Annotated in this window: 22 protein-coding genes; 1 reads left to right on the top strand and 21 read right to left on the bottom strand. The window is 67.2% G+C overall.

What is annotated here, in order from left to right; all coding sequences use genetic code 11:
- Window positions 1–48: 48 nt before the first annotated feature.
- The 21 genes from dnaE to ITJ67_RS07975 all read right to left on the bottom strand — a co-directional run bounded on the left by dnaE (window position 49) and on the right by ITJ67_RS07975 (window position 24034).
- Window positions 49–3558, bottom strand: a complete 3510-nt coding sequence (gene dnaE / locus ITJ67_RS08075) for a DNA polymerase III subunit alpha (RefSeq protein WP_194677282.1) — start codon at window positions 3556–3558, stop codon at window positions 49–51.
- 76 nt (window positions 3559–3634) lie between these two features.
- Window positions 3635–4561 carry an RluA family pseudouridine synthase gene (locus ITJ67_RS08070; protein WP_104241148.1) on the bottom strand — a complete coding sequence of 309 codons (927 nt, stop codon included), beginning with the start codon at window positions 4559–4561 and terminating at the stop codon, window positions 3635–3637.
- Window positions 4561–5112 carry a signal peptidase II gene (gene lspA, locus ITJ67_RS08065; RefSeq protein WP_323741425.1) on the bottom strand — a complete coding sequence of 184 codons (552 nt, stop codon included), beginning with the start codon at window positions 5110–5112 and terminating at the stop codon, window positions 4561–4563. Before lspA ends, ITJ67_RS08070 begins: the two co-directional genes overlap by 1 nt.
- 10 nt (window positions 5113–5122) lie before the next feature.
- Window positions 5123–5869, bottom strand: a complete 747-nt coding sequence (locus ITJ67_RS08060) for a DivIVA domain-containing protein (RefSeq protein WP_104331145.1) — start codon at window positions 5867–5869, stop codon at window positions 5123–5125.
- A gap of 306 nt (window positions 5870–6175) precedes the next feature.
- Entirely contained in the window at window positions 6176–6460 is a 285-nt protein-coding gene (locus ITJ67_RS08055; RefSeq protein WP_104241146.1) for a YggT family protein, read from the bottom strand.
- A 118-nt stretch (window positions 6461–6578) separates the two neighbouring features.
- On the bottom strand, window positions 6579–7085 hold the full coding sequence (locus ITJ67_RS08050) for a cell division protein SepF (protein WP_104241145.1): 507 nt from the start codon (window positions 7083–7085) through the stop codon (window positions 6579–6581).
- 33 nt (window positions 7086–7118) lie between these two features.
- Window positions 7119–7835 (bottom strand): YggS family pyridoxal phosphate-dependent enzyme, encoded by a 717-nt coding sequence (locus ITJ67_RS08045; protein WP_194677281.1) that lies wholly within the window; start codon window positions 7833–7835, stop codon window positions 7119–7121.
- Between the two features lie 7 nt (window positions 7836–7842).
- Complete coding sequence (gene ftsZ, locus ITJ67_RS08040) at window positions 7843–9069, bottom strand: cell division protein FtsZ (protein ID WP_104241143.1); 1227 nt, start codon at window positions 9067–9069, stop codon at window positions 7843–7845.
- Between the two features lie 253 nt (window positions 9070–9322).
- Window positions 9323–10045 (bottom strand): FtsQ-type POTRA domain-containing protein, encoded by a 723-nt coding sequence (locus tag ITJ67_RS08035; protein WP_194677280.1) that lies wholly within the window; start codon window positions 10043–10045, stop codon window positions 9323–9325.
- A complete protein-coding gene (gene murC / locus ITJ67_RS08030) occupies window positions 10042–11451 on the bottom strand; it encodes a UDP-N-acetylmuramate--L-alanine ligase (protein WP_194677279.1) in 1410 nt (469 codons plus the stop codon). The genes ITJ67_RS08035 and murC overlap by 4 nt, the downstream gene beginning before the upstream one ends.
- Before the next feature lie 89 nt (window positions 11452–11540).
- The gene (locus tag ITJ67_RS08025; protein ID WP_160071692.1) at window positions 11541–12626 is read right to left on the bottom strand and encodes a UDP-N-acetylglucosamine--N-acetylmuramyl-(pentapeptide) pyrophosphoryl-undecaprenol N-acetylglucosamine transferase; all 1086 of its coding nucleotides are present in this window, start codon (window positions 12624–12626) and stop codon (window positions 11541–11543) included.
- Complete coding sequence (gene ftsW, locus ITJ67_RS08020) at window positions 12623–13852, bottom strand: putative lipid II flippase FtsW (protein WP_194677278.1); 1230 nt, start codon at window positions 13850–13852, stop codon at window positions 12623–12625. Before ftsW ends, ITJ67_RS08025 begins: the two co-directional genes overlap by 4 nt.
- Window positions 13812–15323, bottom strand: a complete 1512-nt coding sequence (gene murD, locus ITJ67_RS08015; RefSeq protein WP_194677277.1) for a UDP-N-acetylmuramoyl-L-alanine--D-glutamate ligase — start codon at window positions 15321–15323, stop codon at window positions 13812–13814. Before murD ends, ftsW begins: the two co-directional genes overlap by 41 nt.
- On the bottom strand, window positions 15320–16417 hold the full coding sequence (mraY, locus tag ITJ67_RS08010) for a phospho-N-acetylmuramoyl-pentapeptide-transferase (protein ID WP_104241137.1): 1098 nt from the start codon (window positions 16415–16417) through the stop codon (window positions 15320–15322). The genes murD and mraY overlap by 4 nt, the downstream gene beginning before the upstream one ends.
- Complete coding sequence (locus tag ITJ67_RS08005; protein ID WP_194677276.1) at window positions 16414–17832, bottom strand: UDP-N-acetylmuramoyl-tripeptide--D-alanyl-D-alanine ligase; 1419 nt, start codon at window positions 17830–17832, stop codon at window positions 16414–16416. Before ITJ67_RS08005 ends, mraY begins: the two co-directional genes overlap by 4 nt.
- A 4-nt stretch (window positions 17833–17836) precedes the next feature.
- Window positions 17837–19369: a Mur ligase family protein gene (locus ITJ67_RS08000; RefSeq protein ID WP_160071688.1), complete on the bottom strand. Its 1533-nt coding sequence runs from the start codon at window positions 19367–19369 to the stop codon at window positions 17837–17839.
- Between the two features lie 23 nt (window positions 19370–19392).
- On the bottom strand, window positions 19393–21162 hold the full coding sequence (locus ITJ67_RS07995; RefSeq protein WP_160071687.1) for a peptidoglycan D,D-transpeptidase FtsI family protein: 1770 nt from the start codon (window positions 21160–21162) through the stop codon (window positions 19393–19395).
- Window positions 21163–21198: 36 nt separating this feature from the next.
- Window positions 21199–21762: a hypothetical protein gene (locus ITJ67_RS07990; protein ID WP_160071686.1), complete on the bottom strand. Its 564-nt coding sequence runs from the start codon at window positions 21760–21762 to the stop codon at window positions 21199–21201.
- Window positions 21759–22760: a 16S rRNA (cytosine(1402)-N(4))-methyltransferase RsmH gene (gene rsmH, locus ITJ67_RS07985; RefSeq protein WP_228502430.1), complete on the bottom strand. Its 1002-nt coding sequence runs from the start codon at window positions 22758–22760 to the stop codon at window positions 21759–21761. Before rsmH ends, ITJ67_RS07990 begins: the two co-directional genes overlap by 4 nt.
- 192 nt (window positions 22761–22952) lie before the next feature.
- Window positions 22953–23384, bottom strand: a complete 432-nt coding sequence (mraZ, locus tag ITJ67_RS07980; protein WP_160071684.1) for a division/cell wall cluster transcriptional repressor MraZ — start codon at window positions 23382–23384, stop codon at window positions 22953–22955.
- A 266-nt stretch (window positions 23385–23650) separates the two neighbouring features.
- Window positions 23651–24034 (bottom strand): DUF3040 domain-containing protein, encoded by a 384-nt coding sequence (locus ITJ67_RS07975; RefSeq protein WP_160071683.1) that lies wholly within the window; start codon window positions 24032–24034, stop codon window positions 23651–23653.
- 87 nt (window positions 24035–24121) lie between these two features.
- Here ITJ67_RS07975 and ITJ67_RS07970 point away from each other — a divergent pair, with 87 nt between their 5' ends.
- A complete protein-coding gene (locus ITJ67_RS07970) occupies window positions 24122–25204 on the top strand; it encodes a polyprenyl synthetase family protein (RefSeq protein WP_194677275.1) in 1083 nt (360 codons plus the stop codon).
- Window positions 25205–25299 lie beyond the last annotated feature (95 nt).

Here is a 25299-nt window from a genome sequence, read left to right as displayed (position 1 = left end):
AGTCAGGCAGGAGGGAGTGCCGTCGCGACAGCAACGGCCGAGGGGGCTCTACTCCAGGCAGCTCGGCCCGAGGAGCGCCTTGAGCTCCCCGTAGAGGTCCTGCGTGATGCGCACGCGATGCGGCAGCTCGAAGCGGCGGATGACACCGGGAGTGCGCAGCCTGAGCCGCACCTCGCTCTCGCCCGAGTGCCGTCGCAGGACCTTGCCGAGTGCATCCACGACGGGCTCTGTGGCACGCGTGTCCGGGATCGTGAGCGTCAGCGTGCCGGCGTCCTCGGCCGCGGAGATCTTCGGCAGCGTCAGCCCCTGCGCGTGGAGGTTCATGCCGTCGTCTCGCTTCGAGACACGGCCCTTGACCGCCACGATCACGTCGCCCTGGAGCTGCGTCTGGAACTCCTGGTAGGTCTTGCCCATGAACATCACGGTCATGGTGCCGCCGAAGTCCTCGACCTCGATCATGCCGTATGGGTTGCCCGAGTTGCGGGCGACCCGGTGCTGCACGCTCGTGATGAGGCCAGCGATCGTCACCTGGGAGCCGTCTTCCAGGTTCTCGGCCTGCGTGAGGTCGAGGATGCTCGTCGTCGCGAGCTTCGCGAGGTCGCGCTCGAGACCCGCGAGCGGATGATCGGACACGTAGAGTCCGAGCATGTCGCGCTCGAAGGCGAGCTTGTCTCTGCGGTTGAACTCGGGGCGGACGGGAACGTCGTCCTCCTCCGCCTCGAACTCGTCGAGTCCAGCGAACAGGTCGACCTGGCCGTGCGCTTCGTTCCGCTTCCGCGAGACCGCCACGTCGATGGCGTTCTCGTGGACCTCGACGAGCGCGCGGCGGGTGTTGCCGAGCGAGTCGAACGCACCGGCTTTGATGAGCGACTCGACGGTGCGCTTGTTCGCGACCGTCGTCGGCACCTTCTTCAGGAAGTCGTGGAAGGACGTGAACGCCGTCTTCGACTCCCTGGACTTCTGGATCTCCTCGACCACGTTCGCGCCGACGTTGCGGACTGCCCCGAGGCCGAAGCGGATGTCCTCGCCGACCGCCGAGAAGTTGACGAAGGACTCGTTGACGTCCGGTGCGAGCACGGTGATGCCCATGCGGCGGCATTCGTTGAGGTACATCGCGAGCTTGTCGCGGGAGTCGCCGACGCTCGTGAGGAGGGCGGCCATGTACTCGGCCGGGTAGTGCGCCTTGAGGTAGGCGGTCCAATACGAGACCACGCCGTAGGCCGCGGAGTGCGCCTTGTTGAAGGCGTAGTCGGAGAAGGGCAGCAGGATGTCCCAGAGCATCTTGACCGCTTCGTCGGAGAAGCCGTTCGCGTGCATGCCGCCCTGGAAGCCAGCGAACTGCTTATCCAGCTCCGACTTCTTCTTCTTGCCCATCGCTCGACGCAGGATGTCGGCCTGGCCGAGGGAGAACCCTGCGACCTTCTGCGCGATGGCCATGACCTGCTCCTGATAGATGATCAGGCCGTAGCTGGTGGAGAGGATCTCCTTGAGGGGCTCCTCGAGCTGCGGGTGGATCGGCGTGATCTCCTGCTCGCCGTTCTTGCGCAGCGCGTAGTTGATGTGCGAGTTCGCGCCCATGGGGCCCGGGCGGTACAGCGCGATGACGGCCGAGATGTCCTCGAAGTTGTCGGGCTTGAGCAGTCTCAGGAGCGACCGCATCGGTCCACCGTCGAGCTGGAACACGCCGAGCGTGTCTCCGCGGGTCAGCAGCTCGTAGGCGCCGACGTCGTCGAGCTCGAGATCTTCCAGAACGAGGTCGATATTGCGGTTCGCCTTGATGTTGACCAGCGCGTCACTCACGATCGTGAGGTTGCGCAGGCCCAGGAAGTCCATCTTGATCAGGCCGAGGGACTCACTCGCCGGGTAGTCGAACTGCGTGACGATCTGGCCGTCCTGCTCCCGCTTCATGATGGGGATGATGTCGATCAGCGGATCGCTCGACATGATGACGCCAGCCGCGTGCACACCCCACTGGCGCTTGAGGTTCTCGAGTCCGCTCGCCGTGTCGAAGACCTTCTTCGCGTCCGGGTTGCTCTCGATGAAGGCGCGCATCTCGGAAGCCTCCGAGTAGCGCTTGTGCTCCTTGTCGAAGATGCCGCTGAGCGGGATGTCCTTGCCCATGACGGCCGCCGGCATCGCCTTCGTCAGCTGATCGCCCATGGAGAACGGGTAGCCGAGCACGCGCGACGCGTCCTTGAGGGCCTGCTTCGCCTTGATGGTGCCGTACGTCACGATCTGCGCGACTCGCTCCGAGCCGTACTTCTCGGTGACGTACTTGATGACCTCCGACCTGCGGCGATCGTCGAAGTCGACGTCGAAGTCGGGCATCGAGACGCGGTCGGGGTTGAGGAAGCGCTCGAAGATGAGGCCGTGGCGCAGCGGGTCGAGGTCGGTGATGCCCATCGCGTAGGCGGCCATCGACCCGGCACCGGATCCACGGCCGGGGCCGACGCGGATGCCGTTGTCCTTCGCCCAGTTGATGAAGTCGGCGACGACGAGGAAGTAGCCGGGGAACCCCATCTGGTTGATGACGCCGATCTCGTAGTCTGCCTGCTTGCGCACGTCGCTCGGGATCCCGCCCGGGTAGCGCTTGCCGAGGCCGGTGTCGACCTCCTTGATGAACCAGCTGCTCTCCGTCTCTCCCTCTGGCACGGGGAAGCGAGGCATGTAGTTGGCGCTCTCGTCGAACTCCGCGGAGCAGCGCTCGGCGATGAGCAGCGTGTTGTCGCACGCCTCCGGGTGGTCGCGGAAGATCGCGCGCATCTCGGCGGCCGACTTGAGGTAGTAGCCCGTGCCAGAGAACTGGAAGCGGTTCGGGTCGTCCATGGTCGACCCGGACTGGACGCAGAGGAGCGCAGAGTGGCTGTCCGCATCGTGCGAATGCGTGTAGTGGAGGTCGTTCGTCGCGACCAGCGGAAGGCCGAGGTCCTTCGCGAGCTTGAGCAGGTCGGGTATGACGCGGCGCTCGATGTCGATGCCGTGGTCCATGATCTCGCAGAAGTAGTTCTCCGCGCCGAAGATGTCCCGGAACTCCGCGGCGGCGGCACGAGCTTCGTTGTACTGCCCGAGCCGCAGCCTCGTCTGCACCTCGCCGGAGGGGCATCCGGTCGTCGCGATGAGGCCCTTCGAGTACGTGTTGAGCAGCTCACGGTCCATGCGCGGCTTGAAGTAGTAGCCCTCCATGGACGCGCGGCTCGAGAGCCGGAAGAGGTTGTGCATGCCCTGCGTCGTCTCGCTGAGCATCGTGATGTGCGTGTAGGCACCGGAACCGGAGACGTCGTCTCCCCCGCCGTTGCCCCACTTCACCCGAGTCCGGTCGCCGCGGTGCGTCCCCGGCGTCAGATAGGCCTCCGTGCCGATGATCGGCTTGATGCCGTGCTCTTTCGCGGCCTTCGCGAACTCGTAGGCGCCGAACACGTTGCCGTGGTCGGTCATCGCCACGGCGGGCATGCCCTGCTCGACAGCGGCCTTCATGAGCTCGCCGATCCGGGCTGCCCCGTCGAGCATCGAGTACTCGCTGTGGACGTGGAGGTGGGCGAACGAGTCTGCTGAAGGCAATGTCTCTCCGGGAAGAAGGGTGGATCGGCGCACCCATCTTAGATCGCTGGAGCGGGTCCGCGAGCGTGCCTGTGGACTACAGCTCGCCCTCGCGAAGCACCTCGAGCGAGTGCGCCAGGTCGTCGGGGTACTCCGTCGTGAACCGCACGGGCTCACCTGTCCGCGGGTGCGCGAACCCGAGCTCCTTGGCGTGCAGCCACTGGCGCTTGAGTCCGAGCTTCGCGGCGAGGATCGGGTCGGATCCGTAGAGCGGGTCGCCGATGCAGGGATGACGCTGTGCGGCCATGTGCACGCGGATCTGATGTGTGCGCCCCGTCTCGAGGTGCACCTCGAGGAGGGCTCCGCGACGGAACGCCTCCGTGGTCTCGTAGTGCGTGACGGAGGGCTTGCCCTCGCTCGTCACGGCGAATTTCCACGAGGAACCTGGGTGGCGCCCGATAGGGGCGTCGATCGTTCCGGAGAGCGGATCAGGGTGACCCTGGACGACGGCGTGGTAGACCTTGTCGACCTCACGGTCGTGGAAGGCCTTCTTGAGCTGCGCGTACGCCAGCTCGCTCTTCGCGACGACCATGAGTCCGCTGGTTCCCGCGTCGAGGCGATGCACGATGCCCTGGCGCTCGGATTGCCCGGACGTCGAGATCGTGAAGCCCGCTGCAGCGAGCGCCCCCAGGACCGTGGGCCCATCCCACCCGATGGATGGATGAGCTGCCACGCCGACGGGCTTGTCGATCACGACGAAGTCGTCCTCGTCGTGCACGATCTTGAGGTCGGGCACGGCGATGGGCACGACCTCGACCGGCCCAGCCTGCTGCCATTCGACGGAGATGACGGAGCCCGCCATCATCCGGTCGGACTTGCCGACCTGCTTGCCGTCGATCGTGATGCCGCCCGCTGCCGCGATGTCGGCCACCTGTGTCCTGCTGAGACCGAGGAGCTTCGAGACTCCCGCGTCGACGCGGGCCCCCTCGAGGCCGTCTGGGATCGGGATCGTCCTGGATTGCATCACGCGTCTTTCTTCGCCTTTGGTCGGCGCTTGCCGTCGAATCCGATGTCGAACAGGGTCAGCAGCACGAACGCCGACATCCCCACGACGATGCACATGTCCGCGACGTTGTAGATCGCTGGCAGCATCCAGGGCGTGTAGATGAAGTCGATGACGTGACCGACGCCGAAGCCCGGCTCGCGGAAGAGCCGGTCCCAGAGGTTGCCGAGCGCCCCGCCGAGCACGAGCCCGAAGACGGCGGCCCACAGCTTCGAACCGAGCTTCCTGGCCACGACGATGATGACGATCACCATGATGGTCGAGACGCCCGTGAAGATCCACGTCGAGCCGGCGGCGAACGAGAAGGCCGCGCCGGGGTTCCTGACGAAATGCCATTGGAGGAATCCCCCGAGCACTTCGATGGTCTGACCCTCGGTCATCGATCCGACGACGGCGGCCTTGCTGATCTGGTCGAGCGCAAACGCGCCGACGGCGACCGCGGCGAGCATCGCAAGAATGCGGATGCTCGGTCGCGATCGCCGTTCGGTGGTCTGCAGAGGTGTTTCCTCCACGTTCCGAATGCTACTGGCCCGCTGGTGCGGAGCCTTCGAGGACGTCGCTGGCCTGACGGTTCAGGTCGTTGAGCTGTCCCTCGATGTAGGAGCGCAGGTTGTTGCGGTACTCGCGCTCGAAGATGCGAAGTTCCTCGATACGAGCCTCGAGCTTCGTCTTGGTCTCCTCGAGGCGACCCAGGGTCTCGCGTTCCTTGGCCTCGGCCTCGGTGACGATCGTGCGGGCACGACCCTCGGACTCGGCCGTGATCTCGCGGGCACGCTTCTCGCTGTCGCCCTCGATCTGACGGGCGCGGTTCTCGGACTCGGCGACGATCTCCCGCGCACGGGTCTCACCCGTTGCGATGATCTCGTCGCGCTTGCGCGTTCCCTCTTCGACGTGCTCGTCGTGGAGGCGACGGGCGAGCGCGATGAGCGAGCTGCTCGTCTCGGCCTCGTCTTCGCCCTGTGCGACGACGGGTGCGGGAGCTGCGGGCTGAGCGAGCGGAGCGATGGGCTCCGGCTCGGGCTCGGGCGCTGCCTCGACCTCGACGCTGGGCTCCTCGACCGGGGCGGGAGCGGCTGCAGCCGGCGCGTGATCCGCGCGAGCCTGTGCCTCTTCGAGCTGCTGACGAAGCTGCTCGTTCTCCCCCACGAGGCGGCGCATCTCTGCAACGACCTCGTCGAGGAAGTCGTCGACCTCATCTTGGTCGTACCCCTCGCGGAACTTGGTCTGCTGGAAGCGTTTGTTGATGACGTCCTCAGGAGTGAGTGCCATGTCGGCCACCTTTCGACTCTCTCTGCGATTGGTCTGTATCTGGTATAGACACTGAGTTTTACTTCAAGACTCTGGGCCTGACTTCAAGACATTGGATCTTGCTTCAAGACACTGGGTCTGACTTGACAACACTAGCGTTGCACAGGTGTGCGCGCAGAACGTTGCTGTGCTGCACAGCACATAGGTCACATTACGGCACTTGGGTCCCGCGCGTCACATTCTGCCGGGAAAGTCGGCATTGACCTCGTGGAATACGCCGATTCCGGCCGATCTCGGGGCAGAAGCGGCGCCGCACGGCAGCCGAGCTCAGAGGAGTCGGACGAGATTCGACGTGATGACGAGAGCGAACATCACGATGATCCAGGCGAGGTCGAGCGCAATGTTGCCGATGCGGAGAGGCGGAACGACCTTGCGGACCGCACGGAGGGGCGGGTCGGTCAGCGAGTAGACGCCTTCGCAGAGCACGAGGACGAAGCCCTTCGGCTTCCAGCGCGGGGCGAACATGCGCGCGTAGTCGAGGATCAGCCGCCCCCACATCACCATGATGTAGAGACCGATGATGAAGCCGAGGATCGCGCCGAGGATGTTCATTCGTTTCCTGAGATGTTGTCGCGCAGACACGGCGACGGTGCACCCACTGGATGCACCGTCTCACCGTTCGCGCGAATGCGGGCCGGTCCGCCTGGCGGCAGAGCCTGACTGGATGGGGCTACTGGAAGAACGAGGCTTCCTTCTCCGCCTCGAGCTTGCTCGACTCGCCGTGGACGGCGATGTGCTGCGGAGAGAGCAGGAAGACCCGGCTCGTCACGCGCTCGATCTTGCCATACAGGCCCTGGGAGAGTCCGCTCGCGAAGTCGATGAGGCGACGGGCTTCAGCCTCGTCCATCTCCGAGAGGTTCATGATGACCGGGACGCCATCGCGGAAGTTCTCGGCGATGACCTGCGCGTCTTTGTTGTAGGCCTTCGGGTGGACCGTGAGGATCTCGTTCATTTCCGCCATCGCCGGGGTCGAAGTGTGCTTGGGAGCTTTGGTGATCGGAGTCACTGGCGCCGGCTTGGGGCGCTCGGTGACCACCGGGGAGAGCTGCGGCGAGGGGGCCGCCGTGGGCGACTGCCTCTGCTGCTGCTGCGCCTGGGGCGTCTCGTCGTGCAGATTCTGCTCGTCTTCGTCAGCAAGGCCCAGGTAGACCATGGCATTGCGCAGCGGGTTGGCCATTGTGCTCCTCCGTGTGTTCGGCGTGCGTCCACGCTACGTCCGGTCGGGGCGCTTTCCCGTGATTGCCGCGCCGATCCTTAGGTGTGTCGCACCGTTTTCGATGGCTTCCCTGAAATCGTTCGACATGCCCATCGAGAGTCCGGTGGCAGCGGGGGCCAGCGCCTGGATGCGCTGGCTGAGCACCCTGAGCTCGCCGAAGGATGCGCGCGGCTCCTCCCCCAGCGGGGCGACGCACATGAGGCCCTGCAGCTCGAGGGTCGGAGTGCGGAGCACGTGCTCGACAAGCGCGTCGAGCTCCTCGGGCTGGACGCCGCCACGGGCGACGTCAGGCGTCATGTTGACCTGCACGAAGACGGGCAGCGGCTGCTCGCGCTCGATCGTCGACAGGGCGTCGACGAGGCCTGCACGGTCGATCGAGTGCACGGCATCCGCGTACTGAGCGATCTGCCTGGCTTTCTTGGTCTGGATCTGCCCGACGAAGTGCCACTCGAGCTCGGCGCGGCCTGCGAGGGCCTCGGCCTTGTCTCTGGCCTCCGGATGCCTGCTCTCCGCGAAACGGCGCAGTCCGAGGTCGATGAGCTCGGCCACGAGCTCGGGTCCGTGGAACTTGGTGACCGGGATGAGGGTGACCTCGGACACGTCCCGGCCTGCAGCGCTGCAGCTCTCGCCGATGGCCGCCTGGATCGCCGAGAGGCGCCCGGCCAGCGTCGAATGACCCTGGCCGAGCGCCTCCACCGCATGCTCTGGCATAGACGAGCTACTTGAGGAAGTCCGGGACGTCGAGGATGTCCTCGGCGTCGTCGTACGCCGCCTCGGGCTCGCGGCGCGGAGCAATCGTGGGAGCCTCTGCCGTCGACCAGGACGGGGCCTGAGCCACGGGAACCGGCGCCTGGACGGGCTCCCGTTCGATGGGTGCGGCTGGGGCCGAGGCGACTGCCGCAGCAGCAGCGCCGAGACCGATCGCTCCGGTGTTCGCCTGCTGCACGGGAGCCGCCGCGACCGCTGGGGCCGCCTGCTGCTCCTGGATCGTCTTGGGCTCGCCACCGGCGAAGCCTGCGGCGATGACCGTCACGCGCACCTCATCACCGAGGGTGTCGTCGATGACGGCTCCGAAGATGATGTTGGCCTCCTGGTGGACGGCCTCCTGCACGAGCTTGGCGGCGTCGTTGATCTCGAAGATGCCGAGGTTTGAGCCACCCTGGATCGACAGCAGGACGCCGTGGGCACCCTCGATGCTCGCCTCGAGCAGCGGTGAGGCAACGGCGAGCTCGGCCGCCTTGATGGCACGGTCCGCGCCTCGGGAGGAGCCGATTCCCATGAGAGCCGAGCCCGCACCCTGCATGACCGACTTCACGTCGGCGAAGTCGAGGTTGATGAGGCCGGGAGTCGTGATGAGGTCGGTGATGCCCTGCACACCGGCGAGCAGCACCTGGTCTGCCGTGGAGAACGCCTCGATCATCGAGATTCCGCGGTCGCTGATCTCCAGGAGGCGGTCGTTGGGGACGACGATGAGGGTGTCGACCTCTTCCTTCAGGGTCGCGACACCCTGCTCGGCCTGCTGCATGCGGCGGCGGCCCTCGAAGCTGAAGGGCTTCGTGACGACACCGATCGTCAGGGCGCCGATCGACTTGGCGATGCGGGCGACGACCGGAGCGCCACCCGTTCCGGTGCCTCCGCCTTCTCCTGCGGTCACGAAGACCATGTCGGCGCCGGCGAGCGCCTGCTCGATCTCCTCGGCGTGGTCCTCGGCGGCACGGCGTCCGACCTCAGGGTCGGCTCCTGCTCCGAGACCGCGGGTGAGCTCGCGGCCCACGTCCAGCTTGACGTCGGCGTCGCTCATGAGCAGCGCCTGAGCATCGGTGTTGATCGCGATGAACTCGACGCCACGGAGGCCGAGCTCGATCATGCGGTTGACTGCATTGACGCCGCCGCCGCCGATGCCGACGACCTTGATGACGGCGAGGTAGTTGTTGGTGTTCGACACGTGTCCGGCCCCTCGTTGGCGTGTGGTGTGGATGAAGTACGGAGTGCACACCTCGGCGAGAAGCCCGAGAGCTTCAACCTCTACTTGAAGCTCAGAGATATGCGGTTTCCTGATTGCTTGCTTCGACGCTAGGTCGCGAAGCCCGCACGATCCGTGCAGTCCGCAGGTGTGTTGCGTTTTGCGCGGCGAATGACCGCGAGTCGCTTCAACCCCCACTTGAAGGTTTCCCCGTGACCGCCGCCGCGGGCTCGCATCAGCGGGTGACGGGTGTCTCCGGACTCGATACGTCGTAGCTCGAGATGGACTGCTCGGCCGTCGCCGCGACGAGAGCCGCGAGCACCTCGGCCTTGCGGTCGGACTCCTCCGCGCTCCCCCAGACGACCTCGGCTCCGCTTCGCATCGTGAGGCGGACGTCGTCGATGCTCTTGGCCGTGACCGCAGCCACTCCGGAGCGGAACTCCACGGGCAGCGCGAGCGACACTGCGGCCGCCGACGCGAACGCCTCGGAGTCGACTCCCTGCCCGTCGAGCTCGAGGGTGGGGATGTCGGCGGCGGGCTCCGACTGTGTCCACAGCACGACTCCGGCCGCGTCCATGACGTCGTAGCCTGCCGGCACCTGGACGGTCCCGATCGGCGAGCGCTCGACGATCGTCACGACGAGCCTGCTCGGCGGTTCGACTCGGATGGAATAGCTCTGCACCAGAACGTAGGACTGCAACCGACTCTCGACGTCCTCGTTCGTGACGAGGGCGAGCGGCTGGCCGTTGAGATCAGCGAACGATGCGTCGATCTGTGCCTTGTCGACGCGCTCGGCGCCGGACACGACGATCTCCCGCACGGACATGATGGGGCTGTAGACGGCGACCGCCACGAATGCCACGAGGGCGGCGAGAGCCGCCGCGATCCAGAGCAGGATGCGGCGACGCCGCCGCGCGCGCCAGGTGAATCGGCGCGCTTCGTCGCCGAGCACGCTCACGACTTGCCTTGCTCCTTCGCGCCGAGCGCGTCGAGGAGCTGGGGCACGATGAGGTTGACGTCGCCGCAGCCGAAGGTGATCACGAAGTCGCCATCTCGGGAGATCTGCGCGACGGTATCGGCGGCATCCTGCCAGTCGGGCCGGTACGCGACCTTGCTCTGGTCGACGAAGGCGTTCTCCACCAGGGCCCCGGTGACGCCCTCGATCGGGTCCTCGCGAGCTCCGCACACGTCGAGCACGACGGTCTCATCGGCAAGACGCTCGTAGACCTCCGCGAACACGTCGCTCATCGCCAGCGTGCGCGAGTACAGGTGCGGCTGGTGGACGGCGATGAGGCGGCCGGAGCCGACGACGGTGCGAGCCGCGGAGAGCGCCGCCTCGACCTCGGCCGGGTGGTGGGCGTAGTCGTCGTAGACGCTGACACCGCTCACCGTGCCGTGCAGCTCGAAGCGGCGCTTGGTGCCGCCGAACTTCGAGAGCGCGTCGAGGACGGCGGCGGGCTCGAAGCCGAGCTGGACGAGGACGACAAACGCGCCGGTCGCGTTGAGCGCGTTGTGAACTCCGGGAACGTGCAGGAGCGCCGGGTAGTCAACGCCCTGCCAGGTCACGGTGAACCGGGTCTCCCCGCCCTCGGACGCGATGTCGGAGACGCGCGCGTCGGCCGATGGGGCCTGGCCGAAGGTCAGTACCCGCTCGTGCGAGAGCTTTCCGGTCAGCTCGACCGCGAGCGGGTCATCGCTCGAGATGACGACGGCCTCTGTGGCGGCGTCTGCGAACTGGACGAACGCGGCTTCGAAGGCATCGACGGTGCCGTAATGGTCGAGGTGGTCGTTGTCGACGTTCGTGATGAGCGCGATCGCCGTGTCGTAGAACAGGAAGGATCCGTCGGACTCGTCGGCCTCGACGACGAACGCCTCGCCGGAGCCCACCGCGGAGCTCGTGCCGAGCGCCGAGATGATGCCGCCGTTCACGAAGCTCGGGGAGGCATCGAGCGCGTCCAGTGCCGTGACGATCATGCCGGTCGACGTGGTCTTCCCGTGTGCGCCTGCGACCGAGACGAGTCGACTGCCGCGCGTCAGCCAGACGAGCGCCTGCGAGCGGTGCAGGACCTTGAGTCCGCGCTGCTTCGCCAGGACGAGCTCCGGGTTGTCTGGCCAGAGGGCGCTCGTCACGACGATGGTGTCGGCGTCGCCGAGGTGCTCGGCCGCGTGCCCGATCTCCACCCGGGCTCCGCGTTCGCGAAGCTCCCGGGTCGCGTAGTTCTCCGTGCGATCGCTGCCGGAGACGGTGAGGCCGCGATCGAGCATCATGCGTGCGATACCGCTCATGCCCGAGCCGCCGATGCCGATGAAGTGCACCGTGCCGATCTCATCGGGGATCTGCGCGGTGGCGTCTGGATTGATCATCTCTGCTCCTGGGTTCGCTCGGTCTTCGAGCTGCGCGGCGTCTGCCACGTCGATGGTCGAGGGTACTCCGCCTGACCGATGTGAGGCGCCTAGCGCCCCTGAGGGCTCTGCAGCGCCTCGTCGAGGAGCGTGACGACGCGCGCGGCGCCGTCACGCTGCGCAGACGCGAGGGTCGCGGCCTCCATGCGAGCGCGGCGCTCCCCGTCGCGCGCGAGCGCGAGGAGCTCTTTCGACGCCCACTCAGGTGAGAAGTCGGCGTCCGTCACGCGAAGCGCACCGCCGGCGGCGAGCACCGAGCGGATGTTGATCGTCTGGTGATCGCCCGTGGCCGCGGGGTACGGCACGTAGACCGCGGGGAGTCCGACGACGCCGAGTTCGCTGACGGTCGACGCGCCAGCGCGGGCGACGACCAGGTCGGCGGCCGCGAAGGCCAGGTCCATGCGGTCGCAGTACTCGAGGACGTGGTAGCCGTCGAGCTCGTCATGCTCGAACTTCGACAGCCCACCGACGAGGTGGAGGATCTGCCACCCCTCCGCGATGAGCGCGGGGACGACGGCTCTCACGGTCTCGTTGACGCGCCTCGCGCCGAGCGAGCCCCCGGTGACGAGGAGGGTGCGGCGTGCCGGGTCCAATCCGAAGAACTCGACGGCCTCGCCTCGCTTCGCTTCGCGATCGAGGTGCTCGATCTCGGCGCGCAGGGGCATGCCGACGGTCACGGCGCCGCGGAGCGGGGTGCCGTCGAAGGCCACGCCAACCCGCTTCGCCCAGCGCGCGCCGAGCTTGTTCGCCATGCCGGGGAGCGCGTTCGCCTCGTGCACGACGATCGGCACTCGTCCCCGGGCGGCCAGGTAGGCGGGTGCGGCCGCGTAGCCGCCGAACCCCGCGACCGCCTCGATGTCGTGCTCGGCGAGCATGCGCCGGACGGAGGCGACGGTCTCGCGGAGCCGCGGCAGGAACGTCAGGACCTGCGCGTTCGGGCGGCGCGGGAACGGCAGCTTCGGGATGGTCAGGAGCTCGTATCCGCGAGCTGGCACGAGGCGCGCCTCGAGCCCCTCCTTCGTGCCGAGGACGAAGATCTTGGATTCCGGGTCACGGGCGCGCAGCGCGTCGGCGACTGCGAGGAGCGGGTTGACGTGGCCGGCCGTGCCGCCTCCGGCGAGCAGGTAGTTGGTCACGTGCGTGACTCCGATCTCTTCGGGTTGCGGGCGATCGACAAGACTATGCCAATCGCGAAGAGCGTCGTGATGAGCGCGGAACCGCCGGAGGAGACGAGCGGGAGCGGCACGCCGAGCACGGGGAGGAAGCCGATGACCACCGCGATGTTCACGAAGGCCTGGAAGACGATCCAGGTCAGCACACCGCCGACGATCGTCTTCGCGGTCCAGTCGCTCGCCTCGTGGTAGATGCGCACGAGCACGACGGCGAGCAGGACGAAGAGCCCGATCACCACGATCGCGCCGATGAGCCCGAGCTCTTCGCCGATGATCGCGAAGATGAAGTCGTTGTCGGCCTCGGGCAGCCACGACCACTTGGCCTTCGAGTTGCCGAGGCCGGAGCCGAAGAGGCCACCGGCGGCCAGCGCATAGAGGCCGTGCGCGCTCTGCCACCCCCACGACTCGTAGTCGACGTCGCCGCCGAAGAAGTTGGTGATGCGAGCCATGCGGTTGTCGCTGAAGACCGACATCAGCACTGCCCCGGCCACGGCGACGGTGAGAGCCAGCAGGAGGTATCTGGTCGCCACTCCCCCGAAGTACAGCGCGCCGAGCACAAGCGCCCCGACCACGATGATGGTGCCGAGGTCCTTGCTCAGGAGCATGATCCCGAAGCAGAGGAGCAGGACCGGCACGATCGGGACCGCGACCTCCTTGCCGATGTGGAGCTTGCCCTGCTTGCGGCCGATGATGAGACCGAGCCAGAGCACAAGGGCGACCTTGACGACCTCCGCCGGCTGCATCGTCGTGAAGCCGAGGTTGATCCACGCCCGGTTGCCGTTGATGTCCACGCCGATAGGAGTGAAGACGAGCGCCTGGAGGATGATGGCGACGGCGAGCGCGGCCCACGCCGATCTCTTCCAGAAGCTGAGGGGCATCCGAGATGCGAAGAGCATGAGCGGGATGCCGAGCGCGGCGAACGTCGCCTGGCTCACGAACCGTGACGAGACCGCGTTCCCTCCCGCGAACTCCTCGACCGAGGAGCTCGAGAGCACCATGACGATGCCGAAGGCGACGAGGAACAACGTGATCGACAGCAGGAGCACGAAGTTCCTGTTGACGCCGCGGATGCGCTTGCCGAGCGAGACCACGACGGCGGTCGAGGAGCTCTTGCGGGCTTGCGCGGTGCGGGCGCTCGAGCCGCCTGGACTACTCGGGGGTGCGGTCCGGGGAGCCTTCTGTCTCGGCATGCAGGCCCCCTTCAAGATGCGACGCGACGGCCAGCGCGAATCGCTGACCACGGTCGCTGTAACTCACGAACTGATCCATGGAGGCGGCCGCCGGTGCGAGCAGCACGGTGTCCCCGTCCTGCGCGAGCCGAGCGGCTTCCGCCACGGCACGACTCATGATGGAGTCAGTTTCGCTCACGTCGATCTCGATGAAGGTGACCTGGGGCGCGTGTTGCGTGAACGCGTCGACCACCTCAGAGCGCGAGGTGCCGAGCACGACGGCGCCCCGCAGCCGCCCCGCGTGCTTCGCGACGAGGGGTGCGATGTCGACGCCCTTCAAGAGCCCGCCGACCAGCCAGACGACACTGCGGTGAGCGGCGAGAGAGGCATCGGCCGCGTGCACGTTCGTGGCCTTGGAGTCGTCGATCCAAAGGACGCCCGAGCGCTCGGCGAGGACCTCATGGCGGTGCCGGTCGACGGAGAACGTCGAGAGCGCAGCCGAGATGGCGGAGACGGGAACCCCGACCGCACGGACGAGAGCGGCGGCCGCCAGCACGTCCTCGACGAGGTGCTTCGAAGAGAGCCCGCGCAGGCGCAGCTCATCCAACGTCGTCAGCTCGAGTGCGGTGCGCGCTCGATCATCGAGGAACGCGCGGTCGACGAGGATGCCGTCGACGACACCGAAATCGCTGGGGCCCGGCACGTCCGTGCCGAAGCCGATCGCACGGCATCCTTCGATGACGTCGGCCGCCTCGACGAGATCCAGCGTCGCCTCGTCACCCTTGTTGTAGACGCAGGCGATCTGGGCACGCTCGTAGACGCGCCCCTTCGCTGCACGGTAGGCCTCGGCTCCGCCGTGCCAGTCGAGATGGTCGTCCGCGATGTTGAGGACGACGGCCGCGTGCGCCGACATCGAGTGCAGCGAGTGCAGCTGGAAGCTGGAGAGCTCGACGACGAGCAGCTGGAACTCTGCCGGATCCCTGAGCACGTCGAGGACCGGCACGCCGATGTTGCCGCATGGCGCGGTGCGGATGCCAGCGGCGAGCCCCATGTGCGCTGCGAGCTGTGTGGTGGTCGTCTTGCCGTTCGTGCCGGTGACCGCGAGCCACGGGGCTGGCTCCCCGAACTTGTCGCGAAGCCGCCAGGCGAGCTCCACGTCGCCCCAGAGTGGAACGCCGAGCGCTTCAGCCGCCGCGATGAGCGGGTGGCTCGGCGCGAAGCCGGGAGACGCGACCACGAGGTCGGCGCCGAGGCCCCGCAGCGCCTCGACCGCGACGTCGTCACGCTCGGCGACCGTGACGGGGACGTCGAGGACTTCCAGGATGCGCTCGCGCTCCTCGTCGTGGGACTGGGCGATGACGTGCGGCCTCGCACCGAGTTCGGCGAGGGTATCGGCGACCGAGAACCCGGTCTTGCCGAGTCCGAGAACTGCGACGGCGATGCCGTTCCAGTCGTCGTGCCAGCTCCGCAGCGCCTCGATGTCGCGGGTCACGTCGTGACTCCCCACTCCGCGTAGAAGAGGCCGATGCCGAGCGCGGCGCACAGCCCCGCGATGATCCAGAACCTGACGACAACAGTCGTCTCAGCCCAGCCCTTCAGCTCGAAGTGGTGGTGGATCGGGCTCATGAGGAAGATGCGCTTGCCCTTGGTGAGCTTGAAGTAGATGCGCTGCACGATGACGGATCCGGTCGTCATGACGAACAGACCGCCGATGAGGACGAGGAGCAGCTCGGTGCGGGTGATGATGGCGAAGGCGGCGATGGCACCACCCAAGCCGAGCGAGCCGGTGTCGCCCATGAAGATCTGCGCAGGCGAGGTGTTCCACCAGAGGAAGCCGATGAGGGCTCCCGCGATGCCGGCCGCGACGATCGCGACGTCGAGGGGCGCGTACGCCGTGTAGCACGCCGACTCGAGCGACTCGGCAAGACGCTCGGTCCCGCAGGCCTGGTTGAACTGCCAGTAGGCGATGATGCCGTACGAGCCGATCGAGATGATCGAGGCCCCCGTGGCGAGGCCGTCGAGGCCGTCCGTCACGTTGACGGCGTTGGATGTGCTCGTCGTGATGACGACGATCCAGATGATGAGCGCGATCGTTCCCGCGACGGCGCCGAGCGCCATGAAGTCGATGGGCAGGTCACGGATGAATGAGATGTGCGTGGAGATGACCGGCACGCCGTCGTTGTTGCGGAACTGGAGGCCGACCACCGCGAAGAGTCCGGCGACGACGACCTGGCCGACGATCTTCGACCATCCGCCGAGGCCCAGCGACTGCTGCTTGCGCACCTTGAGGAAATCGTCGATGAAGCCGATGACGCCGAGGCCGACCATCATGCCGAGGATGAGGAGTCCCGCGGCCGTCACCTGGTCGCCCGTCGCGAGCGTCGCCGCGAAGTAGGCGAGCACCGACCCGACGATGAAGACGATGCCGCCCATCGTCGCTGTTCCCCGCTTCGAGTGGTGGGCTTGAGGCCCGTCCTCCCGGATGAACTGACCCCACTCGAGGCGATGGAAGAGCCTGATGAACAGCGGCGTCATGAAGAGCGTGAACGCCAGACCGACGCCCCCGGCAATAAGGATCGCTATCACGCGAAGTGCCCCCTGAGGTGCTCGGCGAAACGGTCCCCAAGGTGTCGGAGGCCCGCTGAGTTCGAAGACTTGACGAGCACGAGGTCACCTGGGCGGGTCTCCCGCACGAGGAGCTCGTAGGCCTCGTCCATGGACTCGACAAAGATGGATTCGCCGTCCCAGGATCCCTGGGCGATGGCCCCGAGGTGAAGCGCGCGCGCGTCCCGGCCGACGACGATGAGCTGATCGATGCCGAGGCGGACAGCGAGGAGCCCGAGGCGGTCGTGCTCCTCGATCGACGCATCGCCGAGCTCGCTCATGGCACCGAGCACCGCGACCGTCCGAGACCCCGTCGGTGCGATCTGCGCGATGGTCTTCAGCGCAGCAGCCATGGAGTCAGGGCTCGCGTTGTACGCGTCGTTGATCAGGTTGACCTGGCCCGCATGCTGGAGCTCCATGCGCCACTGCTCCGCGCGGGTGACGCGCTCGAGCGCATCGCGGATCTCGGTCGCGGGGACTCCCTGCGTGTGCGCCGCGGCTGCCGCGGCGAGCGCGTTGGTGACGTGATGCTCGCCGATGACTCCGAAGCGCACCAGGACGGCGTCCTCACCAGGTACGTGCAGGGTGAACTGGGTGCCGGCGAGACTCGTCGAGACGTCGCTGGCACGCACATCCGCGCGAGCACCCCTGCCGAACCACAGCACATCGGCCTCGGTCTTGTCGGCCATTGAGGCGACCCGGCCGTCGTCGGCGTTCAGCACGGCGGTGTCTCCGGCGGCGAGGCCCTGGACCATCTCGGTCTTCGAGGTCAGCGTCACCTCGATGCCGCCGAACTCGCCGGCGTGGGCGAGGCCGACCGTGAGCACGATCCCGACGTCGGGCTTGGCCATGGCGATGAGCCTGCTGATCTCGCCGGGTGCGCTTGCCCCCATCTCGGCGATGAGGGTCTGCGTGCCCTCGGTCAGCTTGAGGAACGTGAGCGGGGCTCCGACCTCGTTGTTGAAGCTGGCGACGGGGGCGACGGTCTCCCCTCGAGCCGAGAAGATCTCGCGCAGGAGGTTCTTGGTCGTCGTCTTGCCATTGGATCCGGTCACGGCGATCGTCACGAGCTCGCCGCGGGCCTTGACGCGGGTCACGACCTCTGTAGCGAGGCGCCCGAGTGCGAGGACCGCGTCATCGACGACGACCTGGGTGACGGGGAGGTCGAGGATGCGCTCGACGAGCAGGAGCGCGGCTCCGTTCTCGGCCGCCTTCGGCGCGAAGAGGTGGCCGTCGGTGACCTCGCCCGGCTTGGCGACGAAGATGTCGCCGGGTCGGATGAGCCGAGAGTCGGTGTCGACGGTCCCGGAGAAGACGCTCTCGAGGGTGTCGCCTGCCGCCGGTCGGGCTTCTCCCCCGGTGATCTCTGCGATCTCGCGAAGTCGGAGTTCGATCATCCGTTCACCACCCTGCTTCCCTGAGCGCCGCTCTGGCCTCTTCTCGTGCCGAATACTGGATCTTCTTGCCCGCGACCTCGGTGTAGCTCTCGTGGCCCGGACCGGCAATGAGGATAGTGTCCTCTGCGCCCGCAAGCGAAACCGCCTTGCGCAGACCGAGGCTCGCGTCGGCGATCTCGTAGAGTTCGCGTTCTGGGTGGCTGGACCTGGCGCTCTCGACGAGGACGCGCCTGATTTCGTCCGGGTCCTCGGTGCGGGGGTTGTAGTCGGTGATGATGACGACGTCGCTGCCCGCGGCCGCGACTCGCGCCATCTCGGGCCGCTTCGTGCGGTCGCGGTCGCCGTCGGCACCGAAGACCATGAAGAGGCGTCCCGTCGTCATCGCTCGAAGCGCGCCGAGCGTCTGCTCGAACGCATCCGGGGTGTGCCCGTAGTCGACGTACAGTCGTGGGCCTCGCTCACCGGAGACCAGTTCGAGGCGCCCAGGCACGAAGGCGTCGATGCCGCCGTCACGCTCGAGCACCTCGGCGATCTCGCCGAGGTCGTAGCCGGACTCGACGAGCATCGCGATCGCGAGTCCCGCGTTGGCGGCAGAGAACCAGCCTGGCATCGGGATGCTCGTGTGCAGCACCCGGTCATCGGGGCTCGTGAGCGTGAAGCTCGTGCTGCCTCCGCTGGAGTCGGTGACGACCAGGTTCCAGTCGGCGTCGATCCCGGGCTTCGAGGAGATGGTCGTGACGGGGATGCGGGAGTCCTCGACGACGCGCGCGCCCCACTCGGAGTCGAGCGACACGACGCCGCGTCGAGCGCGCTCCGGCGTGAAGAGCTTGAGCTTCTCGCCGAAGTAGGCATCGAAGTCGACGTAGTCGTCGAGGTGGTCATGTGAGAGGTTGATGAAGCCGACGACGTCGAACTCGATGCCGTCGACCCGGTGCCTCGTGATGGCCTGCGCGGAGACCTCGATGCTGGCCGCGTGGACGCCGACCTCGCGCATGCGGGCGAGCAGTGCGTGCAGCTCGCTGGCTTCTGGCGTCGTCAGGCTCGCCTCGATCCGCTCTTCGCCGATACGGCGCTCGACGGTCGTGGTGAGGCCGGTGACGACGCCGAGCTGCAGCAGGAGGCCGTCGAGGATGTAGACGACGGACGTCTTCCCGTTGGTCCCCGTGACGCCGAAGAGCTTCGGCTGGTCCGGGTCGGTGCGGTAGATCCACGCGGAGACGTCGCCGAGTGCGAGACGCGGCTCCTCGGTCACGAGGACCGGCACTCCGAGGTCGCTGGCCAGCTCGGCCCCGGCGGCGTCGGTGAGGACCGCGACGGCGCCGGCCTCAGCCGCGTTCGCGGCGTAGCTGGCCCCGTGCACGCGAGCACCGGGAAGCCCCACGTACAGATCTCCGGCTTCGACGTCCAATGATGAGATGGAGACGCCGGTCACCTCGACCTGGTCGACGCCTTCGGGGGCGTCGAGTCCGAAGTGCGCGCACAGCTCAGAGAGCGAGCGCGGCACTGGGTGGGATGGACGAATGCTTGCTGCGGGCATGACTTCCTGTGCAGTAGTGCGGATCAGAACGTGGTCGGGATCGTCGGCCACGGGCTCGGCGATGGTGCCACCCGGTTGGATTGGAGGACGTAGGCCATGACATCGTGCCATGCTGGCGCGGTGGCGGCGCTGCCCCTCATCGTAGTTGGGTTCATGATCGAGACCGTGACGACGTACTTGGGGTCGTCGATCGGGGCGACTCCCGCCATCGAGGTCATGAAGCTCCCCGCGACGTACTGCCCCTGTCCATCAGAGACCTCGGCGGTGCCCGTCTTGATGCCGACCCGGTAGCCGGGGATCGCCACCTCGTTCGCGAGGCTCCCGCTCTGCGCCGTGGCCTCGAGCAGCGTCAGCGTGTCGGTTGCGGCCTTCGCGGAGACGACCTGGCGCGCCTCACCGGGTTCGGTCGGCACGAAGCCGTCCTCCGTCTCACAGCCCTCGACGAGCTGGACGGGAAGCCGCTGACCGCCGTTGGCGATGGTCTGGTAGGCGCTCGCCATCTGTGGGGCCGTGACCTGCAGGCCCTGGCCGAACATCGTGGCGTAGTTCGTCTGCGGGTCCCACTCGTCGTAGGGGCGGACCGTTCCGGCCTCCTCGCCGAGGAAGCCGGCCTCGGTGTCGGCGTTCAGGCCGAAGTCGAGCATGTAGTCGTAGCGCTCGCCAGCGCTGAGTCGCTGCCCCATCAGGGCGATGCCGATGTTGGAGGAGCGTGTCATGATGCCCGCCGCGGTCCACCGCTCATCTCCGTGCGCCCAGTCGTCGCCGAAGCTGACGTCGGTCTGCTCGAAGCGGCCGGGCACCGTGAACTGCTCACCGGGCGTTGAGAGTCCCTTGTCGAAGACCATCGCGGCGGTGAGGGCCTTCATCGTCGAGCCGGGCTCGTACGGTGCCGTGAACGCGCGCGAGCCGCGGTCCTCGGTCGCCGTGGCGCCTGGGTCGTTGGGGTCGACGGACGGATAGTCCGCCGCGGCGAGGACCTTGCCGGTGTCGACCTCCTGGACGATGACGTGCCCCCATTGGCCGCCCATCGCCGTGACCTGCTGAGCGAGCACCTGGAGTGCGTAGTACTGCAGGTCGGCGTCGACCGTGAGCTTGAGCGTGCCACCCTGCTTCGCCTCGGTCAGCGTGACCTCGGTGCCTGGGATGCGAACGTTGTCAGCGCTGCGCTCGTACGTCTCCTCGCCGTCGACGCCCGCGAGGCACTGGTTCTCGGAGTATTCGAGTCCGGCGAGAGGCTCGCCATCAGCGCCGAGGAAACCGGTGAGGTTTCCGGCCACCTGGCCGTTGGGGTAGACGCGCGCCGCTTCCCTCTTCGGGTAGATCCATGGGATCTCGAGCGCGCGCACCTTCTGATAGGCCGCGAGTTCGAGCCCCCGGCTGAGGTACGCGAAGTTGCTCTCCGGGTCGATGGCAAGCGCCCCGTCGATGACGCCGATGAGCTCTGCCTGCTGCTGCCCGGTGATGGCTGCGATCTCGCCGAGCGCCTGATCCCTGGAGACCGTGGTGGTCTTGCCGTCGTCGCCCTTGCGATCGAACTCGTCGACATTCGCGGGGGCTACCGTGAGGTCGAAGCGGTCGGCGGAATCGGCAAGGATCTCGCCGTTCTTGTCGATGATCGACCCGCGCTCGCTGAAGATCGTGCTGGAGACGCCGCGCTTGGATTCGGCGTCGGCGTTGATGGTCGACGCGGAGACCAGCTGCACATCGATGAGGCGCACCCCGAAGGCGACGAGCACCGCGGTCACGAGGATGATGACGAGGCCTGCCCTGCGCCTGGACACTTTCGGTGACACGGTGGTCCTCCCCCTCTGGTGTTGCTCTTGGTGGGTCTACCTCGTGGAGGGAGAACGCAGCTCGGTGACCGAGGGTACGGCAGGCGCGGCGGCCTGCTCCGCTGAAACTCCGTTGGGGTCGGCGACCGGTGCCGCTGGCTGCGTGACCTCGTTCGTGACGAGTCCCGTGTTGATGGGAGCGGAGGTGCCGGTGGAGGCTGCATCGGTGGCGAGCGAGCCGCTGCCGACCTGCAGGAACGCCTGCGAGTCGGTCGGCACCATTCCGAGCTTCGTGGCCTCGACCGCGAGGTTCTGCGCCGACGACATCGCGCTGAGCTCCTCGAGTGCCGCTGACTCGGTGCGAGCGAGCTCGGTCTGCGTCTGCTCGAGCCCGCTGACCTCGTAGGCGCCCTGGGAGATCGCGATGCTCAGTGCGAGCTGCGTGACGAAGACCCCGGCGAGGACCACGAGGGAGATGAGCATCGAGCGAAGGCTCGGGAGCCTCCGGGTGCCGGGTGCCTCGACGAGGCGCAACCGCGGCGACGGGGTCGCCGCCCTAGGGGGCGACTTCTGGCGACGCGTGGAGGTGGACCCGCGGAGGAGGCTTGTTGCTGCAGTCATGCCCGTGGGCTCCTAACTCTCGCCACCGCGCGCAAGCGCACGGGAAGTGCTCGTGGATTGATCTCGCCCTCGTCGGCGCCGGCGCGCTCCGCGCCGCGCACGAGGCGTTCGAACTCGGGCTTGTGCTCGGGCAGCTCGACCGGAAGGCCGCTCGGGGCGGTCGACGTGGTCTTCGCCTCGAACAGCCGCTTCACGAAGCGATCCTCGAGGGACTGGTAGGCCTCGACGACGACGCGTCCGCCGAGGCTGACTCGGTCGAGGGCCTGCGGGAGGGCACGCTCGAGTGCGCCCAGCTCAGCATTGACTTCGATGCGGAGGGCCTGGAAGACGCGCTTCGCGGGGTGGCCGGCGTCGCGCTTCGCGGCCGGGGTGGCTCGTTGTAGGACGTCGACGAGCTGTCCAGTCGTCGCGATCGGACCCTGGGCCCGCTCGCGCACGATCCAGCTCGCGTACCGCGGAGCGAGCTTCTCGTCGCCGTACCGGTAGAAGAGCTGCTTGAGCTCCTCTTCACCGTACGTGGCGACGATCTCTGCCGCCGTGACGCCCTTCGTGGCGTCCATGCGCATGTCGAGGGGCGCGTCCTGGCTGTAGGAGAAACCGCGGCTCGCTTCGTCGAGCTGGAGCGACGAGACACCGAGGTCGAACAGAACGGCGTCGACGGTGTCGATCCCGAGCTCGTCGAGCGAGGACTCGAACTCGTCGTAGACGGCGTGCACGAGCGTGACCCGATCGCCGAAGCGAGCGAGGCGTCGACCGGCGAGGCCGAGTGCCTCCGAGTCGCGATCGAATCCGACCAGGCGGGCGTTCGGGCAGCGGTCGAGGACTGCCTCGCTGTGGCCACCCATGCCGAGCGTCGCGTCGACGTAGATGCTGCCTGGGGCCTGCAGAGCGGGTGCGAGGAGCTCCACGCAGCGCTCGAGGAGCACTGGCGTGTGCAGCGATGCCGGGTCGCGTTCGCCGTCGTTCTCCGGCTGTGTGTTCTGGCTGTTCTGTGTCATGACGATGCGGGTTCCTCCCTGATCACTGATTCCCATCCGTTCTCTCTCCCCGCAGCGATGCGCGAGGGGAGCGAAGTGGAGATTCCTTCTGCCGCCGGGGAAGTGGCTTCAGATGGGGCTCCGCGGTGCTGCTGAGCTCTGCTGCGAGGGAAGGCGCTTCAGAGCGGAACGGCTGAGAATCGGCGGTCAGGGTCAGAAGAGTCCCGGGATCACCTCCTCCGCGGTCTCGGAGAAGGCGGCCTCGTTGGCCGCGACGTAGGTGTTCCAGGCCTCGGCATCCCAGATCTCGGCGCGGCTGCCAGCACCGATCACGGCGAGCTCGCGGTCGAGCCCTGCGTACTGCCTGAGCTGTTGCGGGATGGTCACGCGGTTCTGCCGGTCAGGCGTCTCCGCGTGGGCTCCGGAGAGCAGAAGACGCAGGTAGTCGCGAGCCTGCTTGCTGGTGACTGGGGCCTGGCGGATGCGGTTGTGGAGCTCCTCGAACTCGCTCGTAGAGAAGACGTAGACGCAGCGGTCCTGCCCGCGAGTCAGCACGACACCCTCTTCGAGCTCTTCGCGGAACTTGGCCGGAAGGATGAGCCGCCCTTTCTCGTCGAGCTTGGGCGAGTACGTGCCAAGGAACATGCACGCCTCCCTCCCTGTCGCTGAATCCCCACATGCTCCACTTTACTCCACAACCCACCACACATCTACGCAAACGCACTATTTCTCGCCTGTGAATGCAGAAAGAGGCCAGTAAATTACTGGCCTCTCAAGGGTGGAGGGAAGTGGAGCTGTTTTCACCTCACGTGGGCACAAAAAAAGGGACCGGCCAGGTGGCCGGTCCCGAGGTATGAAAGTGGAGTGGTGAGAGAAGGTGCGAGGTGGAGGGCTGTGGGGGCTCCCCGCCGCTACTCCCCCTGCTGCCGCTTGTCCCAGCGGTTGCCGAGCTTGTCCATGAACGAACCGTCAGACGAATCACCACTCTTCGATGAGGGGCGACCTGTTGGCAGTGGATCGGACTGCGAAGACCCGCCCTTCGGGGCGGCGAACGCGTAGACGACTCCAGCGAGCATCAGGACGAACCCGACGACCCCCAGGACCGGGATGTTGGTCGCGACGCCGGCGACGACGACGCCGATGCCGACTGCGACGGAAAGGAACGCGACCACGACGGCTCGCGTGGTGACCGCAGCGCCGCTTCTCGGCGATGTGGACACCACGTCCGCATCGTTCTGGTAGAAGCTGCGCTCCATCTCATCAAGCAACCGCTGCTCTTGCTCAGATAGTGCCATGTTGACCTCGTGCTCAGGGGGCGATCGGAGCCCCGCTCCGAAGTATTGCGCCCATTGTAGGCGCGCGCACCTGGGTAGAGTGGTGTCGTGTCTGAGAGTTCTACGCTGTCCTCCAAAGTCCAGCGTCGTCTGGACGCCACAATTGCCGAGAATCTTCAGGTTCTGGGGCCGATCGGCGTCGATGTGCCCGCCTTCCTCGAACAGGCCGGGGCCTTCACGACGGGCGGCAAGCGCCTCCGGGCCTCGTTCTGCGCCGCCGGGTACAGCAGCGCCGCCGGCACTCCAGAGCAGAGCGAGGCGGTGATCCTCGCTGCAGCCTCGATCGAGCTCTTCCACGCCGCAGCTCTGGTCCACGACGACATCATCGATCGCTCCGACACTCGCAGGGGCGCTCCTTCCACCCACCGCGCCTTCTCGAAGCACCACCGCGCCGCCGGCTGGGCTGGCGACGAGGAGCACTTCGGTCTCAGCGCCGCGATCCTGCTCGGCGACCTGCTGCTCGTCTGGAGCGACCAGCTCTTCGTGGAGGCCTGTGCCCTCGTGCCTCCCGCGGACGCCGTCCGCGCACGAGCCGAGTTCAGCAAGATGCGCAGCGAGGTGACCATCGGCCAGTACCTCGACCTCGTCGAGGAGGTGGCGTGGCCGGTCGTGCCCATCGACGAACGCGCCTCCCGGGCCACGACGATCGCGATCTCGAAGTCCGCCAGGTACAGCGTCGAGGAGCCTCTTGTGCTCGGAGCGCTCCTCGGGGGTGCATCCGATGCCCGCGTGGAGCAGATTCGCGCCTTCGGGTTGCCCCTCGGCCTCGCCTTCCAGCTTCGGGATGACGTCCTCGGCGTGTTCGGAGACGAGGCGGTCACCGGCAAGCCCAGCGGAGACGACCTCCGAGAGGGCAAGCGAACGCTCATGATCGCCGCAGCTCAGGAGCTGGCATCGCCTTCGGACTCGGCGCGGCTCGACGAGCTCCTCGGAGACCAGGGGCTGGATGACTCTCAGATCGCCTGGATGCAGGCGCTCATCGCGGAGTCTGGCGGACTGCAGCGTGTGGAGGAGCTGATCAGCGCCTCACTCGTCGAGGCGCTCGCCGGACTGGAGAGCCTCGAGCTCGACCCCGGCTCGCGACAGCTGCTTGAGCAGCTCGCGGAGCGTACGGCTCACCGGGAGCACTGACCAGCTGGAGCACTGACCAGCTGGCAGCCTGCTCGGCGCCAGCACCGGTTGGCCAGCGGTGCCGAGACGCAGCACCCGTCGAGCAGCGGAGGTCG

The organism is Pseudoclavibacter sp. VKM Ac-2867, assembly GCF_015351275.1.
In the GTDB taxonomy this organism is placed as follows: domain Bacteria; phylum Actinomycetota; class Actinomycetes; order Actinomycetales; family Microbacteriaceae; genus Pseudoclavibacter.
This window is presented reverse-complemented; position numbering and strand designations above follow the sequence as displayed.

Excerpts from the sequence above, each read along its gene's own strand:
- ITJ67_RS08070 (WP_104241148.1), bottom strand. The coding sequence starts at position 4,561 with ATGCAATCCAGGACGATCCCGATCCCAGACGGCCTCGAGGGGGCCCGC.
- ITJ67_RS08060 (WP_104331145.1), bottom strand. The coding sequence starts at position 5,869 with ATGGCACTCACTCCTGAGGACGTCATCAACAAACGCTTCCAGCAGACC.
- ITJ67_RS08055 (WP_104241146.1), bottom strand. The coding sequence starts at position 6,460 with ATGAACATCCTCGGCGCGATCCTCGGCTTCATCATCGGTCTCTACATC.
- ITJ67_RS08050 (WP_104241145.1), bottom strand. The coding sequence starts at position 7,085 with ATGGCCAACCCGCTGCGCAATGCCATGGTCTACCTGGGCCTTGCTGAC.
- ITJ67_RS08045 (WP_194677281.1), bottom strand. The coding sequence starts at position 7,835 with ATGCCAGAGCATGCGGTGGAGGCGCTCGGCCAGGGTCATTCGACGCTG.
- murC (WP_194677279.1), bottom strand. The coding sequence starts at position 11,451 with ATGATCAATCCAGACGCCACCGCGCAGATCCCCGATGAGATCGGCACG.
- ftsW (WP_194677278.1), bottom strand. The coding sequence starts at position 13,852 with ATGCCGAGACAGAAGGCTCCCCGGACCGCACCCCCGAGTAGTCCAGGC.
- ITJ67_RS08005 (WP_194677276.1), bottom strand. The coding sequence starts at position 17,832 with ATGATCGAACTCCGACTTCGCGAGATCGCAGAGATCACCGGGGGAGAA.
- ITJ67_RS08000 (WP_160071688.1), bottom strand. The coding sequence starts at position 19,369 with ATGCCCGCAGCAAGCATTCGTCCATCCCACCCAGTGCCGCGCTCGCTC.
- ITJ67_RS07990 (WP_160071686.1), bottom strand. The coding sequence starts at position 21,762 with ATGACTGCAGCAACAAGCCTCCTCCGCGGGTCCACCTCCACGCGTCGC.
- rsmH (WP_228502430.1), bottom strand. The coding sequence starts at position 22,760 with ATGACACAGAACAGCCAGAACACACAGCCGGAGAACGACGGCGAACGC.
- mraZ (WP_160071684.1), bottom strand. The coding sequence starts at position 23,384 with ATGTTCCTTGGCACGTACTCGCCCAAGCTCGACGAGAAAGGGCGGCTC.
- ITJ67_RS07975 (WP_160071683.1), bottom strand. The coding sequence starts at position 24,034 with ATGGCACTATCTGAGCAAGAGCAGCGGTTGCTTGATGAGATGGAGCGC.